Genomic DNA, 17,001 nt, shown 5'->3' with positions numbered 1-17,001 from the left:
GAGTTCTCAAGGAACGGACGCTTCCTTTGTACTCACCCTCTCGGGCTTTCCTCCGGGCTTCCCTTCGGTGTCTCCGACTCTATCAGATCCTTTTCTCGGTCTGACCCCCGGTCGGCGGGGTTTGCCTTCCCGGCCCTTCGGCCGTTCCGACGTCTCAAACCTTAGCGGACTCTCTCCGTGTTCCCCAAATCGAGGGTTCGATTCATGGGTTCGAAATGAATTCGGGCACGCCGAAATCATTCCCGCTGGGAGGTAGTGCTGAGGTTTTGAGTGCCGCATCCGCGGCGGAAGTCGCTGCCCGGATCCGTTACGACTCCGTGGCAACCCGAAGAACCCTACGGACCGCTGAGGGAGCTGTCAAGCACCCCTCGTCAAGATCTTTTCAGTCCAGGTCACTGAGGCGCCCGCCGGCGTCCGGCTGTGCGTGTTCCACGCGGCGCAGGAGACGGGTGAGGACCTCACCGAGGGTGGTCCGCTCGTCCGGGTCGAGGTCCTGGAGGAGGTCCGCCTCGAAGACGGAGGCCATCCGCATGGCCTCCAGCCACTTCTCGCGGCCGGCCGGGGTCAGCTCGACGATCACGCGGACCCGGTTGTTCTCGTCCCGCTCCCGGGTGACCAGACCTTCGGCGAGCATGCGATCGATCCGGTGGGTCATGGCGGCCGGGGTCAGGCCCAGGCGCTTGGCGAGGTCGCCGGGACCCATGCGGTACGGGGCGCCCGAGAGGACCAGGGCCTTGAGGACCTCCCAGTCGGCGTTGGTGATGCCGAGTTCGGAGGTCTGGCGTCCATAGGCGACGTTCATGCGGCGGTTCAGGCGGGACAGCGCGTTGACGATCTTCTCGACCTGGGGGTCGAGGTCCTGGAACTCGCGCTGGTACGCGGCGATCTGCTCTTCGAGTGTCGGCTCGCCGGGGCCGGAGGTGTCGCCCATGGCCGCAGTATGGCACGGCTCTTCTTTGCTCTGAAGACCTTCTCTGTGTACTCTTTAGCATCGAACTTTAGCTTCTAAGTGTTCACTCCTGACTTCCCCCACTCCTACCTACTGAGAGAGGTGAACGTGACCAGGGTGATGGGCGCAGCGATGCGCCGGATCCACGTGGGCAACGCACTCAGCGCTTTCGGGCTGGGCTTCACGGTCCCGTATCTGTACGTCTACGTGGCGCAGGTGCGAGGGCTGGGAGCCATGACGGCGGGCCTCGTACTCGCCGTCTTCGCTGTGGCCGCGCTGGTCGTGCTGCCGTTCGCCGGGCGGGCGATCGTCCGGCGGGGTCCGCTGCCGGTGCTGCTCGTCGCCCTGGTCACGGCCGCCGTCGGCGCGCTCGGACTGGGGCTGTCGAGCGCGGCGGCGGCCGTACTGCTGTCGGCGGCGGTGCTCGGCGCCGGGCAGGCGGTGATGCAGCCCGCGCTCGCGACGATGATCGTGGACTGCTCGGCCACGGAGACCCGGTCGCGGGCGTTCGCCACGCAGTTCTTCCTGCAGAACCTCGGGCTCGGCGTCGGCGGTCTCATCGGCGGTCATCTCGTGGACCCGACGAGGGCCGGCTCCTTCACCCTTCTCTTCTCGCTCGAAGCCGCGATGTTCCTGCTGCTGGTCGTGGTGATGGCGACGGTGCGGATGCCGCACTCGCCGCGCATCACGGACACCCCGGCGCAGTCGGCCGGGGCGGGCTGGAAGCAGTTGCTGGGCAACCGGGCCATGGTGCAGCTGTGCGTGCTGGGCTTCGTACTGTTCTTCGCCTGCTACGGACAGTTCGAGTCGGGGCTGAGCGCGTACGGCGTCGAGGCCGCCGGGATCTCGACGTCGGCGCTGGGGACGGCACTGGCGGCGAACACCCTGGTGATCGTGGTGGCGCAGTTCGCGGTGCTGCGGTTCGTCGAGCGGCGCAAACGGTCCCGGGTGATCGCGTCCGTCGGTCTCATCTGGGCCGTGGCGTGGGCCGTGGCCGGGTACGCGGGGCTCGGTGGCGGAAGCCAGGCGATGGCGACCGCCGCGTTCGTCTCGACGTACGCGTTGTTCGGGCTGGGGGAGGCGATGCTGTCGCCGACGCTCGCACCGCTGGTCGCCGACCTCGCGCCGGCCGGGATGGCCGGTCAGTACAACTCGGCGTTCGCCCTGGTGAAGCAGCTCGCGCTGGCCGTGGGTCCGGCGGTGGGCGGGCCGCTCGGAGCCTCGCTGCACGCGCCGTACATCGTGATCTTCCTGCTGTTCTCGCTGGGGATCACGGTGCTGGCGGTGCGGCTGGGGCGGCAACTCACCGAGGCGCAGAACCACCCGTCGGCGGCGAGGAGCAGGGTGGTGGCGCAGGGCAGCGCGCCGGCGGGGCAGGTCCCGGCCCACGTCTGACGTGTCCGCCGAGCCGTACGGGGTGGTCTAGGAGCCGGTGGCCTTCGGCAGGACGAACTCGCACCAGACGGCCTTGCCGCCGTCGGGGGTCCGCCTGCTGCCCCAGCTGGAGGCGATCGTCGCGACGATGGCGATGCCCCGGCCGGACTCGTCGCCGGGCTCCGCGCGGCGGCGCCTCGGCAGGTGGTCGTCCCCGTCGGTGACCTCGACGATCAGGCGGCGGTCGGTGCGGCGCAGCCGCAGCCGCATGGGGGGTGTGCCGTGCTGGAGGGAGTTGGCGACCAGTTCGCTGGCGGCCAGGACGCCCAGGTCGTGCAGCTCGGCGGGGAAGCGCCAGCTGGTCAGCACACCCGAGGCGAAGGCACGCGCGCGTGGCGCCGCTTCGACGCCGCCGAGCAGTTCCAGCGCGGCGTTGCGGAAGAGCTCGCTCTGCGCTCCTTCGCGGGCCGGGTGCTGGAGGACCAGGACGGCGACGTCGTCGTCGTGGTCCGGGGTCACGCCGGCCGAACGGACCAGGCGGTCGCAGACGACCTGGGGGTTGCCGGTGGCTCCGGCCAGGGCGCGCCCCAGGGCGGCGATGCCCTCGTCCAGATCCTGGTTCCTGCGCTCGACCAGACCGTCCGTGTAGAGGACGGCGGTGGAGCCGGGGCCGAGGGGGACCGCGCCGGAGGCGTGCATCCAGCCGCCGGTGCCGAGCGGGGGGCCGGTGGGTTCGTCGGCGCGCCGGACGGTGCCGTTCTCGTCGCGGACCAGGATGGGCAGATGGCCGGCGGACGCGTACACCAGACGGCCCTCGTTGGGGTCGTGGATGGCGTACGTGCAGGTGGCGATCTGGTTGGCGTCGATCTCCATGGCCAGGCCGTCGAGGAGCTGGAGGACCTCGTGCGGCGGGAGGTCGAGCCGGGCGTAGGCGCGCACGGCCGTGCGGAGCTGCCCCATGACCGCGGCGGCGCGCACGCCCCTGCCCATGACGTCGCCGATGACCAGGGCGGTGCGGCCGCCGCCCAGGGTGATCACGTCGTACCAGTCGCCGCCGACGGCCGCCTCGGTGCCGCCGGGGTGGTAGGTGGCGGCGATGCGCAGGTCGTCGGGCTGCTCCAGCTCCTGCGGCAGCAGGGAGCGCTGCAGGGTGACGGCGGTCTCGCGCTGGCGGCGTTCGCTGGCGCGCAGGCGTTCGGCCGCCTCGGCGTGGTCGGTGACGTCGGTGGCGAAGACCAGCACCCCGCGGCCGTCGCCCTCGCCGACCGGGGTGCAGGTGAACGTGTAGTAACGCGCGTCGGGTGCCCTGCGGGACTTCACCGTGCGGGACTTGCCGCTGCGCAGGACCTGGTCGAGGAGGGGCAGCAGGCCGAGCTGCCCGAGCTCGGGGAGGCCGCCGCGCGCGGGGGCGCCGATCGGACGGGCGCCGAAGGCCGCCGTGTAGGCGTCGTTGACGTAGGCGATGCGGTGGTCGGGGCCGTGGACCAGGGCGGCGAGGGAGGGGACGCGGTCCAGGACCTCGCGCACTCCGAGCTCGTCGACGGCGGGCACGGTCCGCTCGCCACCGGTGAGTCGTTCGGCGCGGGCCGCGGGCACGGAGCCCTCTCCCCGCCGGTCCGGGGGGACCGTGTGCTCGTTCCGCGCTGCGGCGCGGCGCTGCGTTCCGGGGAGCCGGGCGCTCCAGCGCGTGAAGTTCACGAATCCTTGCCTCGTGTAGTTGTCGGCGGCCGGCAACCGGGACCGGCCGGAGGCCCGGGGGCCGCACCGCGGCGGGCGGACCCGCCCGCGGTGGTGGACCAGTCTGGCAGGGTGCCGACCGGGCCGACATCCGTCAGACGCCACCCCGTCCGGTGAAGTTCCTGAGTCCGGTCAGGACGACCCCTTCGGGTTGCGCGGGGGGCCCTGAGGAGGCTTTCCACCGGCCGCCAGTTCGAACTCCGCTCGGGGATGTTCGAGCGAGCCCAGGGAGACGACCTCCCGTTTGAAGAGCCCGGCGAGCGCCCACTCGGCGGCCACCCGCGCCTTGCGGTTGAAGGTCGGCACCCGGCTGAGGTGATAGGCGCGGTGCATGAGCCAGGCGGGATAGCCCTTGAGCCTGCGTCCGTACACCTGCGCCACGCCCTTGTGCAGACCCAGGGAGGCGACGGAGCCGGCGTACTTGTGGGCGTACGTCTCCAGCGGCTCGCCCCGCAGCGCGTGCGCGATGTTGTCCCCGAGCACCCTCGCCTGACGCAGCGCGTGCTGCGCGTTGGGAGCGCACTCCCGCCCCGGCTCCCGCGCGGTGACGTCGGGGACGGCGGCGGCGTCGCCCGCGGCCCACGCGTGCGCGGCTCCCTCGACCGCCAGCTCGGCGGTGCACTTCAGCCGCCCCCGCCCGTTCAGCGGCAGATCGGTGGCGGCGAGGACGGGATGCGGCTTGACGCCCGCCGTCCACACGACCGTGCGGGTGGGGAAGCGTGAGCCGTCGCTGAGCACGGCGACCCGGTCCGCACAGCTCTCCAGGCGGGTTTCGAGGCGTACGTCGATGTTGCGCCGGCGCAGTTCGGTGACCGTGTAACGGCCCATCTCCTCGCCGACCTCGGGCAGGATGCGGTCGGAGGCCTCGACGAGGATCCACTTCATGTCCTGGGGCCGGACGTTGTGGTAGTACCGCGCGGCGTAACGGGCCATGTCCTCCAGCTCGCCGAGCGCTTCGACGCCCGCGTAGCCGCCGCCGACGAAAACGAAGGTGAGAGCGGCGTCCCGGACGGCGGGGTCGCGTGTGGAGGAGGCGATGTCCATCTGTTCGAGGACGTGGTTGCGCAGGCCGATGGCCTCCTCGACGGTCTTGAAGCCGATGCCGTGGTCGGCGAGGCCCGGGACCGGCAGCGTGCGGGACACCGAACCGGGCGCGAGCACCAGCTCGTCGTACGCGAGCTGCCTGCCGCCGGTGCCCTCCTCACCCGTGGCGAGCGTGGTGACGGTGGCCGTCCGCTCGGCGTGGTCGATGGCGGTCGCCTCGCCGGTGACGACGTGACACCGGTCGAGGACACGCCGCAGCGGTACCACCACGTGACGGGGGGAGATGGCACCGGCCGCCGCCTCGGGCAGGAAGGGCTGGTACGTCATGTACGGGTCCGGGGAGACGACCGTGATCTCGGCCTCGCCCCGCCCGAGTTCCCGTTTCAGCTTCCGCTGCAGACGCAGGGCCGTGTACATCCCGACGTAGCCACCGCCGACAACGAGAATGCGCGCACGTTCCTTCACCATCCCATGACGCACCCGTCGCTTGCGTTTGTCCACAGCCCCGACGAATTGTGTGACCGGACGACCCGAGTGCACCGGGTTGGCCGATTCACCGACCCTGCCCATGTACGCGCAGGTCACCCGAGGCGAACCCACCCCCACCCGCACGCATTTTCAGGACAAATGCGACCCGTGGTCCGATCGAGGGGCGCTCCGTGCGGAACGTGCCTCTTCTGAATTGACCCCCTCTCAACTATGTTCGTGTGTCGACGGGGTGCAGGGGGATGCGCTCGTCGGGTCCGCGACGGGCGGAGCCGGCAAGCCGGACCGGTTCCGCACGCCCCGGCCATCTGTGACGGGGAGAAGTCTCCGGGGGGAGACGTCATTACCGGGGGAAAACATATGCATGTTCAGGATTCTCATTGGTCTTCCGCTGCCAGGGCCGGCGCCACGATGAGCGCCCCGGCGGGCAGCGAACGCGCGGACGGCACACGCACGACACCGCTGCGCGTGGACGCCCAGCGCAATCTGGAGCACGTCCTGCGGGCCGCGCGCGAGGTGTTCGGCGAGCTGGGTTACGGCGCGCCGATGGAGGACGTGGCACGCCGGGCGCGGGTCGGTGTGGGCACGGTGTACCGGCGCTTCCCGAGCAAGGACGTCCTGGTGCGGCGGATCGCCGAGGAGGAGACCTCCCGGCTGACCGACCAGGCACGTGCGGCGCTCGGCCAGGAGGACGAGCCGTGGGCGGCGCTGTCCCGCTTCCTGCGCACCTCGGTCGCCTCGGGCGCCGGCCGGCTGCTGCCGCCGCAGGTGCTGCGGGTGGGCGTGGCGGAGGAGCACGGCCTGTCCGACCACACGCGTCTGCCGCAGCAGCGGACGCAGCCGACCGGTGAGCTGCGGCTGGTGAGCGACGGGCCGGTGACCGTCGCACCGGGGGACGACGCCGGCGCGGCACAGCTCCTCGACGTCGTGGGGCAGTTGGTGGACCGGGCTCGCGCGGCGGGGGAACTCCGGCCGGACGTGTCCGTGTCGGACGTGCTTCTGGTGATAGCCACGGCCGCTCCGTCCCTGCCGGACGCGGCGCAGCAGGCGGCGGCTTCGGCGCGGCTGCTGGACATCCTGCTGGAGGGTTTGCGCTCACGGCCGGCGTAGGCATCCGGGTCGTGGAGGAGGGGCGGGGGCGGGTCTGCGGTGACCGGGGTGTCCATGACGCCCCGGTGCCGCTGCGGCCCGGGGGCTGATCACGCAGCCCGACGCTCACGGGGTACCGCCGCCGAGCTCGCGGCTTCGCTCGAGCAGGGGACCCCGGCCCACCCTCCTCAAGCTCTCCGCTTCGCTCGAGCAGGGGCGCCCGTCGCCCCTGGGACCCCTCCCGGGTTGTTCGGGCATCGGGGGCACCGAGGGGAGGAACGACTGCGCGCGGTGGGCGGCGCGTGGCCGCGACGGGATGCGGCGGCTGCCCTCAGTGGAGGGCGGCCGATACCCGCAGCGGACGGCAGCGGACATGGCGGCTGCCCGCATCGGACGGCGGCGTGTGGCCGGCCGCAGTCGGCCGCCGCGGTGAGCGGCTGTGCGAGCCGTCTGCGGACCCGGCCCACCCACCCTCCGCAGGCGCTACCGCACTCCCCGCCGAAGCCGCACAGGCGCCGCAGGCATCACCGCGCACCCCCGGCACCGGCCCCCAACGCCCCCCGCTGCGGAGCGATCCCGCCCGGCACCGCCCGCTGCCGAGCCGGCGTTCCCGTCCAGCACGTCCCCCGCCGCGTCAGCAGCCGCCGCAGCCACACCTCCAGCGCGACCAGATCCGCCAGCCCGTCCAGCGGCAGCGCCTCACCCTCCGCCGCCCCCCGCAACGCCTTCCGCACCACCCGCGCCTCGACCAGCCCCGCCTCCGCCAGCAACGGCGTGTCGAACAGCTCCATCAGCGAGCCCGTCGCCACCCGCAGCCCCGCCCGCGCCGCGACCGCGGAGGTGGTCACGCCCGGCGCCCCCCACCCCGCCGGCAGCTCCCGCACCCCCGCCCCCTCCAGCACCGACCGCAGAATCGACGCCCGCGCCCCCGGTTGCACCCGCAGCGCCTCCGGCAGCGCACGGCACGCCCGCACGACCTGGTTGTCCAGGAACGGCGCGTGCAACCGCTGGAACCGGACCTCGGCCGCCTGCTCCAGCACCCGCAGATCCGCCGCGTACCGGGCCAACGCCGCCCGCGCCCGGAAGTCACCCGGCCGCTGCCCCGGCCCCACGTCCGACCGACGCGTCGACGCCTGCAGGCGAACCGATACTTCAGCCAGCGCCTCCCCGGTCAGCCAGCGCGCCGCGGGCCCGGGCCTGCCCCACGTCAACGCCGCCAACGCGGCCACCGACGCGTCCGCCGCGCCCGCGGACCCGCCATCGTCCAGCCGCCGGTGCAGCAGCCGCTCCGCGAGACCCTCCAGCCCCACCCGGTACGGCGTACGCGCCAGCCGGCGAGCCGCCGCGTACACCCGCGCCGACACCATCACCGACCCGTCCGCCCTCGCCAGCGCGGCAACCGGCCGCACCAGATGCCGCCGCTTGCGGTCCATCAGCAGATCGGCCAGCCGCGCCGGATGCGCGTCCAGCACCTGCTTCGCCCCGTACCCCGTGAAATGGTCCGCGCTGCCCGCCGCCAGCCGCGCCCGGTGCCGGGCGGCCGACACCAGCGAGGGCCCCGGCTCGTCCGTCAGCGGCACGTCCAGCTCGGCGTAGGGGAGCGTCTCCTCGCCCCCGGCCACCACCACGTGGTGCAACCGCGGATTCGCCGCCAGCAGCCCCGCCCGCTCCAGTTCGTCGTCGTCCCGCCCGCCCGCGGATCCCCCCGCCGCGAGGTCGTTGAAGGTGACGGCCAGCAGCCGCTCCCCCGCCCCCGTGCCGTGCCCCAGCACGGTTCCCGGTCTCCCGGGCAGCCCCGCGGCCAGCAACGCCAGCGTCCCGGACGCCGGCCCGCCGGACAGGTCGGCCCCGATCCCCGGCACCGGCGTCCCGCGCGCCGCGCGCCGTTCGGCGGGCCCCATCCCGGGCACCGGCCCGGGGTCGATGTCGGCGCCGGGAACGTGCCGGGGCGCGGCCAGCCGCGTCCGCACGGCCTCCACCAGCGCGTCCCGCACCGCGTCCACCGCGCGGTCGGGGTCGGCCGGCGGCGCGGCGACGGCCAGCGAGGCGACGGGTTCGTACCCGGCGATCTCCCGCGCACCCGCGCGCAGGATCAGCGCGTGCCCCGGCGGAACGCGCTTCACGCCGTCGTACGGCGTGGAGTCGTGCAGCGCGGCCGGTACGTCGGGCGCGGCGAGCAGCGCGGCGAGGTGCCCGAAGTCGAGGTTGGCCTCGATGAGGTCGGCGAGCGGCAGCGCTGCGGTCGCGTACGCCGTGCCGCCCGCCCAGGGGGTGTGGAACACCGGCCGGACGCCCGCGAGGTCACCGCAGACGGTGACCCTCCTGCCGACCTGGACGACCGCGGTGTAGCTCCCCGGCCAGGCGGTCAGATGCCGGAGCGCGCCCCCGCGCGCGGCGAACAGCGCGACACGCAGCTGTTCGTCGGAGGCGCCGCAGGTGCCGAGGACGGCGATCCGGGTCTGTTCGTCGGCCTCGACCACCCGCACCTCGTCGGGGCGCCAGTCGCCGACCGCCCACAGCGGATCGGGGTCGCCCCACAGCAGCTGGGATCCCACGGGCTGCACGGTCTCGCCGTCGAACCCGGTGGCACCGGCGGATCCGGTGGGGCCGAACCCCACGGCTCCCGCGGCGGTGCTGCTCCATCCCACCAACCACCGCATCGCCGCCTCCACGGACTGTGGGCAACCAGTGCACCGTACGAACCGGTCCCATGCTGCCATGAAGGAGGCGCTCAGGAGGGGTGCCCGAGCCGTATGTGCTCCGTCGAACGCGCCCCGGCGGATACCCCACCGGGCCCCGAACGGGCGCCCGCGGCACGGGGATCACGTGGCGGCGCGGTGCGGCCGGCCACACCGTTTCGACACCGCTTCGACGCGAATGCGCCCCCGCAGCGCGCCCCCGGAACCCTCAACGCGCCGTCAACTGCCAGGGCGAATAGGGGTTACCCAGGGAACGGAAGGCATCGTTTTTCGGCCAATTCGGAGCGGTGGGGCCCACCTCGAACACGCTCCGTACAGGCTCTGCGCACCGCTGAACGGTCGCGTGGTCCGGGAGACGGAGTGCGCCTCCCGGACCGTTCCGCCGCCCGCGGGGATGAAGGCGGCGGTGTCCCCCAGCCCACTGGATCCAGTACAGCGGGCCGACCCACGCACCGACCATGGAACCGCTCCCGCCGTGGCCGGAGAAGAGCGCACGTACGGGCGCACTGCCACACACCGGGAGCACGCCGCAACTGCGCGTATCGGACCCGCACTTCAGTACGGACCACATTCCCGCCATCCGGAAGAATGCCCCTTAACGCTTGGGATGCGGCGAACTACGCTGGGTTTACGAATGCCGCACGGTTATGCCAGCGCGGCAGCCGTCTGTGTCGAGGGGTGGCGCATGTCCAGGGAGCAACGCGGGCCGAACGAAAAACTCGGCGCCGTTCTCGCCCTCGCGGGAATCTCCAACGCGGGCCTCGCGCGACGCGTCAACGACCTTGGCGCCCAGCGAGGACTGACACTTCGCTACGACAAGACGTCGGTGGCGCGCTGGGTGGCGAAGGGAATGGTGCCGCAAGGCGCGGCTCCGCACCTGATCGCCGCCGCCATCGGCCAGAAGCTGGGCCGTCCCGTGCCGCTCCACGAGATCGGCCTGGCGGACGCGGACCCCGCGCCGGAGGTGGGCCTCGCCTTTCCCCGGGACGTCGCACAGGCGGTGAAGTCCGCCACGGAGCTGTACCGGCTGGACCTCGCCGGCCGCAGAGCCGGCTCCGGCGGCATCTGGCAGTCGCTCGCCGGATCGTTCGCGGTGAGCGCGTACGCCACACCCGCCTCACGCTGGCTGATAACCCCGGCCGACAGCTCGGTCGCGCGCGAGGTGAACCCCGCCGACGGCTCCGGCGCACCGCACAAAGTCGGCCACAGCGACGTGCGGAAGCTGCGGGAGGCCGCCGAGGACGCCCGGCGCTGGGATTCCAAGTACGGCGGCGGTGACTGGCGCTCGTCGATGGTCCCCGAGTGCCTCAGGGTGGAGGCGGCGCCGCTGCTGCTCGGCTCCTACTCCGACGACGTGGGCCGCTCGCTCTTCGGCGCCGCGGCCGAACTCACCCGCCTCGCCGGCTGGATGGCCTTCGACACCGGCCAGCAGGAGGCCGCCCAGCGCTACTACATCCAGGCGCTGCGGCTGGCCCGGGCGGCGGCCGACGTCCCCCTCGGAGGGTACGTCCTGGCCTCCATGTCCCTCCAGGCGACCTACCGCGGCTTCGGCGACGAGGGCGTGGACCTCGCCCAGGCCGCGCTGGAACGCAACCGGGGCCTGGCCACCGCCCGCACCCTGAGCTTCTTCCGCCTGGTCGAGGCGCGCGCGCACGCGCGCGCCGGAGACGCCCAGGCGGCCGGCGCCGCGCTGAGGTCGGCGGAGAGCTGGCTGGAGCGCTCCCGGCCGGGCGACAGCGACCCGTCCTGGCTCGGCTTCTACTCCTACGACCGGTTCGCCGCCGACGCCGCGGAGTGCTACCGCGACCTGAAGGCGCCCCGCCAGGTCCGCCGCTTCACCGAGCAGGCGCTGTCCAGGCCGACGGAGGAGTTCGTGCGCTCGCACGGCCTGCGGCTCGTGGTCTCGGCGGTCGCCGAACTGGAGTCGGGCAACCTGGACGCGGCCTGTGAGCAGGGTGTGCGCGCGGTGGAGGTGGCGGGCCGCATCTCGTCCGCCCGCACCACCGAGTACGTCAGGGACCTGCTGCACCGGCTGGAGCCCTACGGCGACGAACCCCGCGTGGTCGAACTGCGCGAACGCGCCCGCCCGCTGCTGATGACCATCGCCTGACCGGCCCGGCTCCACCGGCACGGGGCCCAGGGGCCGCCTCCCGGGTTTGAAGGCGTTGTCAGTGGCGCAGTGCACTATCGGAACCGGGAGGTGGTGCGGGTGACGGGGCAGGCGTACGACTGCGACGTGCTGGTGATCGGCGGCGGGATCGTCGGCCTGTCGACGGCGTACGCGATCAGCCGCGCGGCGCCGGGCACGCGGGTCACGGTGCTGGAGAAGGAGGCCGGGCCCGCCCGCCACCAGACGGGCCGCAACAGCGGCGTCATCCACAGCGGCATCTACTACCGTCCCGGCTCGCTGAAGGCCCGGTACGCGGTGCGGGGCGCCGCGGAGATGGTCAAGTTCTGCGCGGAGTACGACGTCCCGCACGCCGTGACGGGCAAGCTGATCGTCGCCACCGCCCGCGCGGAGCTCCCCCGTCTGCACGCCCTGGTCCAGCGCGGCCGGGAGAACGGCATAGCGGTCCGCGAACTGGGCGCCGCGCAGATAGCGGAGTACGAGCCGCAGGCCGCCGGCCTGGCGGCCATCCACGTCGGCACCACCGGCATCTGCGATTTCGCCGCGGTCGCCCGCCGCCTCGCCCAGGCGTCCGGCGCGGAGATCCGCTACGGGGCGCGGGTCGTACGCGTCGACCGCCGTCCCGACCGCGGAGTCGCCGTCCGAACGGCCGCCGGCGACATCGTCCGGGGCCGGATCATGGTGAACTGCGCCGGTCTGTACTGCGACGAGATCGCCCGCCGCACCGGCGACGAGCCCGGCGCCCGCATCGTTCCCTTCCGCGGCGAGTACTACGAGCTGGCCCGGCCGGAGCTGGTGCGCGGCCTGGTCTACCCGGTGCCCGACCCGGCGTTCCCCTTCCTCGGCGTCCACCTCACCCGGGGCATCGACGGCGGCGTCCACGTCGGCCCCAACGCCGTGCCCGCCCTGGCCCGCGAGGGCTACGACCGGTACACGGTGCGTCCCCGCGAACTGGGGGCGACCCTGGCCTGGCCCGGCTCCTGGCGGCTGGCCCGCCGCCACTGGCGGTACGGCGGCGGCGAGCTGCACCGCTCGCTGTCCGGAGCCGCCTTCGCCCGGGCGGTGCGCCGGCTCCTGCCCGCCGTGCGGGACGAGGACCTGGTGCCGGCCGCGGCCGGGGTGCGGGCGCAGGCCGTACTGCGGAACGGCACGCTGGCCGACGACTTCCTGATCCAGCAGACCCCCCGCGCGGTGCACGTGCTGAACGCGCCCTCACCCGCCGCCACGGCGTCCCTGCCGATCGGGCGGGAGGTCGCCCGCCGCGCGCTGGCGGGGCTGGCGGCGGCGGGACGGTGAGGACGCGATGACCGCCCGCTCGGCCCCCGTAAAATCGACAGCACTGTGTCTGACTCCGTGAGCACCACCCCCGAAGCCCCGCACCCGGCGCACACGCCCGGTGCGTCGATCCGCCGTTCCCGGGACAAGGGAGAGCCACGGTTCCCGGACGGCCCGAAGGCCGACCCGGCCGGATCGCACTTCGAGCGGCGGATCCGCAGCTTCCAGCCGCGCCGCAGCCGCGTCACCGCCGGCCAGGCGGACGCCCTGCAGCGGCTGTGGTCCCAGTGGGGCTTCGACATCGACGGCAGCCGGCGGCTCGACCTCGCCGAGTTCTTCGGCAACGACCACCCCGTCGTCCTGGAGATCGGCTTCGGCATGGGCGAGGCCACCGCGGCGATGGCCGCCGCCGACCCGGCCACCGACATCCTCGCCGTGGACGTCCACACCCCCGGCCAGGGCAATCTGCTCAACCTGGCCGACCGGCTCGGTCTGAGCAACGTACGGGTCGGCAACGGCGACGCGATCATCCTGCTGCGCGAGATGCTCGCCCCCGACTCCCTCGACGGGCTGCGCGTCTACTTCCCCGACCCCTGGCCCAAGAAGCGGCACCACAAGCGCCGGCTGATCCAGCCGGACTTCCTCACCCTCGCCGCGACCCGGCTCCGGCCGGGGGCGGTCCTGCACTGCGCCACCGACTGGGAGCCGTACGCGGAGCAGATGCTCGAGGTGCTCACCGCGCACCCCGCCTTCGAGAACACGCGGGCGGACGGGGGGTTCGCGCCGCGCCCCGCGTTCCGGCCGCTCACCCGTTTCGAGGGACAGGGACTGGAGAAGGGGCATGTCGTGAACGACCTGCTCTTCCGCCGCGTACCGCACGACGACCGGGACGGGCGCCGAGCCGAAGACCTGGCAAGAGACAGCACGTAGACCTCCTCTCCCCCGTTAGGGTCGATTCCTTGGCCTCCAGCCCTCCGCACCCGACCCATCCCGGCGCGGCCTCCGGCGGCACGCTGCGGCACGCGCACTGGTGGCAGCGGCCCTGGGTGCGTTACGGGGCGCTGACCACGCTGCTCGCGTTGTCCGGGCTGGTGATCCTCGCCCTGGTCCGGGAGCAGACCGGCACCCAGGGGTTCCTGGTCGGGCTGGGCCTCGCCGTCCTCCCGGTCCCGCTGCTCGTGGCCGCCTTCCGCTGGCTGGACCGGGTGGAACCGGGGCCCTGGCGGAACCTGCTGTTCTCCTTCGCCTGGGGGGCGTGTGCGGCGGCGCTGATGGCGATCGTCGCGAACAGCTTCGCCACGCGGTGGATAGCGACGGCGACCGCCGACCCGGCCGGCGCGGACACCCTCGGCGCGACGGTCATAGCACCGGTCGTGGAGGAGTCCGCGAAGGCCGCGGCCGTCCTCCTGGTCTTCCTCTTCCGCAGACGCGACTTCACCGGGATCCTCGACGGCGTGGTGATAGCCGGGGTCACCGCCACCGGCTTCGCGTTCACCGAGAACATCCTCTACCTGGGCACCGCCTTCGGCACCGACCGGCTCACCGGCGACACCGGCGTCGCCTCGGTCACCGCGGCGACGTTCTTCGTCCGCATCGTCATGTCGCCGTTCGCCCACCCCCTGTTCACCGTGCTCACCGGGATCGGCTTCGGCGTCGCCGCGCTCGCCACGGAACGGCAGCGGCTGCGGCGCGTGCTGCTCCCGCTCGGCGGGCTGCTCCTCGCGATGGGCATGCACGCGCTGTGGAACGGGTCCTCGGCCCTCGGCCCGTACGGCTTCTTCGCGGTGTACGCGGCGTTCATGGTGCCGACGTTCGGCCTGCTGACCTGGCTGGTGGTGTGGACGCGGCAGCGTGAGCTGCGAGCCGTCCGCACGGAGCTGCCCGCGTACGCGGCCGCCGGCTGGCTCACTCCCGCGGAGCCGTTCGTACTGGGCTCCATGCGGGCCCGGCGCATCGCCCGCCGTTACGCGCGCCGGTACGGCGGCAGGGCGGCGGCGCGGTCGATGGCACGGTACGAGGCGTACGCGACCTCGCTGGCGTTCCTGCGGCACCGGGGGCGGCTGGGGCGGGCGGGGGCGGACTTCGTCACGCGGGAACGGGAACTGCTGCTGGAGCTGTGGCACCGGCGGGGCGCGGCCCGTCCGGCCCTTGACCACGCCGCCCGCGTCACCGCGCCTCGGGTTCCGGTCGCCGCCGCGCCGTGGCCGGTGCCCGGGGCGTACGGGCATCCGATGCAGGGGCACCCGGCACACGGCCGTTTCCCACACGGGCACCCGACACACGGGCACCCGACACATGACCGTCCGGCACCTGGGCACCCGACACATGACCATCCGGCGCCTGGGCACCCGACAGGCGGTCATCCGCCGCACGGCCACCTGCCGTACGGGTTTCCGTACGGCGCGCACGAACCGAACGTCCACCGGTCGTCCTGAGGGGTCCGGGTTCCTTCCCGGTCCTGTCCCGCCCCCACACGCCTGACCGGCAGCCCTGACGCCGGAGTGTCGTCGTCGGGACTGCCGGGATGCGGGGCGAGCGCCTCAGCGGGCGGCGGGGCTCAGGGGGTGAGGCCCTTGCCGCGCAGCCACGCCAGCGGGTCGATGCCGGAGGTGGAGCCGCCGGGGTGGACCTCCAGGTGGAGGTGGGCGCCGGTGGAGTTGCCGGTGGAGCCGACCCGGCCGATCACATCGCCGGTGTTGACCTTCTGGCCGACGCTGACGCTGATGGACGACTGGTGGGCGTACCAGACCTCGGTGCCGTCGTCGAGGGTGAGCACGGTCTTGTAGCCGTAGGAGCCGTCCCAGCCGGCGGAGGTGATCGTGCCGGTGTGCACGGCCTTGATCAGCGTGCCCGTGGGGGCGGCGAAGTCGAGGCCGGTGTGGTAGCCGGAGGACCAGTAGGCGCCGGCCTGGCCGAAGGTGGAGCTGAGGGTGTACGAGGAGGTCGGCAGCGCGTACTGCTTGGCCAGCTTGGCGAGACGCTCGGCCTCGGCCTTCTCCCGGGCCTCCTCCTCCGCCTTCTCCTTGGCGGCGGCGGCCTTGGCCTTGGCCTCCTTCTCCGCCTTGGCGGCGGCCTCGGCGGCCGCCTTCTCGGCCGCGGCGACGGCCTCCGCCTCCGCCTTGCTCTCGGCCTGGTCCTGCTGCTGCTCGACCTGGGCCATGATCCGGGCGCGCAGCGCCTCGCCGGCGTCGGCGGCGCCCTGCTCGCTGTCGGCCGTGGTCATGCCGATGGTGCTGAGCGGGGTGGCCGTCCCCTCGGGCGTCTCCTCGTCGGAGATGAGGGAGCCCACGTTGGGCAGGTCGGGCAGGGAGATCGAGACCGGCGGCTTGCCGGCCTGCGCGCTGGCCATGCCGCCCGCCCCGACGGCCGCTATGACGCCGACGCCCAGGACGGTGGAGCTGCGGGCGAGTCCTCCGCCGCGCTGCTTGCTGACGCGGTGCCGGCCCCGGACCGGTCGGACGGACTCCGCCGTGGGGTTCCACGGCTCGAAGGGTCCCTCGTCGGTGTGGACACTGCCGTAGACGAAGGTCTCGCTCAGCTGGAACGGGGCCTCGGGGGCAGGCCGATTGGACGCCACGTGGGCGTACTCCTTTCCTTCCTTCTCCGCCTACCGGGTTAGCTGACGGGTTCGGAGCAGGAAGGTCTCCTACGCGCGTATACGAGCCGTGCTTCCACGGCGGTATCCACGCGATTCACCCCATGGGATGGTTCCCCGGTTCCCTTGCGGGATTCGGCGCGTGCGCGCGGAGCCGACGTCTGTGACGGCTGGGACGACCGCGCTGCGTTATCGAACGTTAATAGACGCGAGGGCCGTATTCCAAGCCGTTCCTCTTGATCTTTAACGAATCCCCTGGGGACTTAACGGCCACCGACTGCCAAAAACGGGCGAGTTGACCGCACTTCCCACGCCTCATCAGCTCTGACGGTGTGTCAGTTGTTATGCGTTGTGGGATGAATCACTCACGCTGGGTGATGGCGAGACCGGGGGAACCGCGACAGCGGACCGGAACAAGCCGACCGGGAGAAGCGAACCGAAAACGCCGAGGGCCGGAACCCTTTCGGATTCCGGCCCTCGGCCTTCAGTAGCGGGGACAGGATTTGAACCTGCGACCTCTGGGTTATGAGCCCAGCGAGCTACCGAGCTGCTCCACCCCGCGTCGTTGAACACCACTGTACGCCATGCACGGGACATGCCGCACACCCATTACCCGGCTCCGGTC

General features: G+C 72.9%; 11 protein-coding genes, 1 tRNA gene and 1 riboswitch. Of the genes, 6 read left to right on the top strand and 6 right to left on the bottom strand.

Annotated elements, in window-relative coordinates; all coding sequences use genetic code 11:
* Nucleotides 1-382: 382 nt before the first annotated feature.
* On the bottom strand, nucleotides 383-931 hold the full coding sequence (locus tag ACF07S_RS15955; RefSeq protein ID WP_391967321.1) for a MarR family winged helix-turn-helix transcriptional regulator: 549 nt from the start codon (nucleotides 929-931) through the stop codon (nucleotides 383-385).
* A gap of 138 nt (nucleotides 932-1,069) precedes the next feature.
* Between ACF07S_RS15955 and ACF07S_RS15950 the strand changes: the two genes are divergently transcribed.
* A complete protein-coding gene (locus tag ACF07S_RS15950) occupies nucleotides 1,070-2,344 on the top strand; it encodes an MFS transporter (RefSeq protein WP_391974397.1) in 1,275 nt (424 codons plus the stop codon).
* Between the two features lie 27 nt (nucleotides 2,345-2,371).
* Here ACF07S_RS15950 and ACF07S_RS15945 read toward each other — a convergent pair whose 3' ends face one another.
* A complete protein-coding gene (locus tag ACF07S_RS15945; protein ID WP_391974390.1) occupies nucleotides 2,372-4,021 on the bottom strand; it encodes a SpoIIE family protein phosphatase in 1,650 nt (549 codons plus the stop codon).
* A gap of 171 nt (nucleotides 4,022-4,192) precedes the next feature.
* Nucleotides 4,193-5,572, bottom strand: a complete 1,380-nt coding sequence (locus ACF07S_RS15940; protein WP_391967319.1) for an NAD(P)/FAD-dependent oxidoreductase — start codon at nucleotides 5,570-5,572, stop codon at nucleotides 4,193-4,195.
* 378 nt (nucleotides 5,573-5,950) lie between these two features.
* Here ACF07S_RS15940 and ACF07S_RS15935 point away from each other — a divergent pair, with 378 nt between their 5' ends.
* Nucleotides 5,951-6,700 (top strand): TetR/AcrR family transcriptional regulator, encoded by a 750-nt coding sequence (locus ACF07S_RS15935; protein ID WP_391967318.1) that lies wholly within the window; start codon nucleotides 5,951-5,953, stop codon nucleotides 6,698-6,700.
* 503 nt (nucleotides 6,701-7,203) lie between these two features.
* Here ACF07S_RS15935 and ACF07S_RS15930 read toward each other — a convergent pair.
* Complete coding sequence (locus tag ACF07S_RS15930) at nucleotides 7,204-9,339, bottom strand: asparagine synthase-related protein (protein WP_391967317.1); 2,136 nt, start codon at nucleotides 9,337-9,339, stop codon at nucleotides 7,204-7,206.
* A 724-nt stretch (nucleotides 9,340-10,063) separates the two neighbouring features.
* Between ACF07S_RS15930 and ACF07S_RS15925 the strand changes: the two genes are divergently transcribed.
* The 4 genes from ACF07S_RS15925 (at nucleotide 10,064) to ACF07S_RS15910 (ending at nucleotide 15,216) form a co-directional block, all read left to right on the top strand.
* A complete protein-coding gene (locus ACF07S_RS15925) occupies nucleotides 10,064-11,488 on the top strand; it encodes an MFS transporter (protein ID WP_391967316.1) in 1,425 nt (474 codons plus the stop codon).
* 69 nt (nucleotides 11,489-11,557) lie between these two features.
* Nucleotides 11,558-12,802 carry an L-2-hydroxyglutarate oxidase gene (gene lhgO, locus ACF07S_RS15920; RefSeq protein WP_391967315.1) on the top strand — a complete coding sequence of 415 codons (1,245 nt, stop codon included), beginning with the start codon at nucleotides 11,558-11,560 and terminating at the stop codon, nucleotides 12,800-12,802.
* Nucleotides 12,803-12,847: 45 nt separating this feature from the next.
* Nucleotides 12,848-13,711, top strand: a complete 864-nt coding sequence (gene trmB / locus ACF07S_RS15915) for a tRNA (guanosine(46)-N7)-methyltransferase TrmB (protein ID WP_391967314.1) — start codon at nucleotides 12,848-12,850, stop codon at nucleotides 13,709-13,711.
* A 29-nt stretch (nucleotides 13,712-13,740) separates the two neighbouring features.
* On the top strand, nucleotides 13,741-15,216 hold the full coding sequence (locus ACF07S_RS15910) for a PrsW family glutamic-type intramembrane protease (RefSeq protein ID WP_391974389.1): 1,476 nt from the start codon (nucleotides 13,741-13,743) through the stop codon (nucleotides 15,214-15,216).
* A gap of 122 nt (nucleotides 15,217-15,338) precedes the next feature.
* Here ACF07S_RS15910 and ACF07S_RS15905 read toward each other — a convergent pair whose 3' ends face one another.
* Nucleotides 15,339-16,358, bottom strand: a complete 1,020-nt coding sequence (locus ACF07S_RS15905; RefSeq protein WP_391974388.1) for a M23 family metallopeptidase — start codon at nucleotides 16,356-16,358, stop codon at nucleotides 15,339-15,341.
* Between the two features lie 12 nt (nucleotides 16,359-16,370).
* A riboswitch (cyclic di-AMP (ydaO/yuaA leader) is annotated at nucleotides 16,371-16,527 on the bottom strand.
* 337 nt (nucleotides 16,528-16,864) lie between these two features.
* A tRNA-Met gene (locus tag ACF07S_RS15900) sits at nucleotides 16,865-16,938 on the bottom strand.
* Nucleotides 16,939-17,001 lie beyond the last annotated feature (63 nt).

It is taken from the genome of Streptomyces sp. NPDC016640 (assembly GCF_043076215.1).
GTDB lineage: Bacteria > Actinomycetota > Actinomycetes > Streptomycetales > Streptomycetaceae > Streptomyces.
This window is presented reverse-complemented; position numbering and strand designations above follow the sequence as displayed.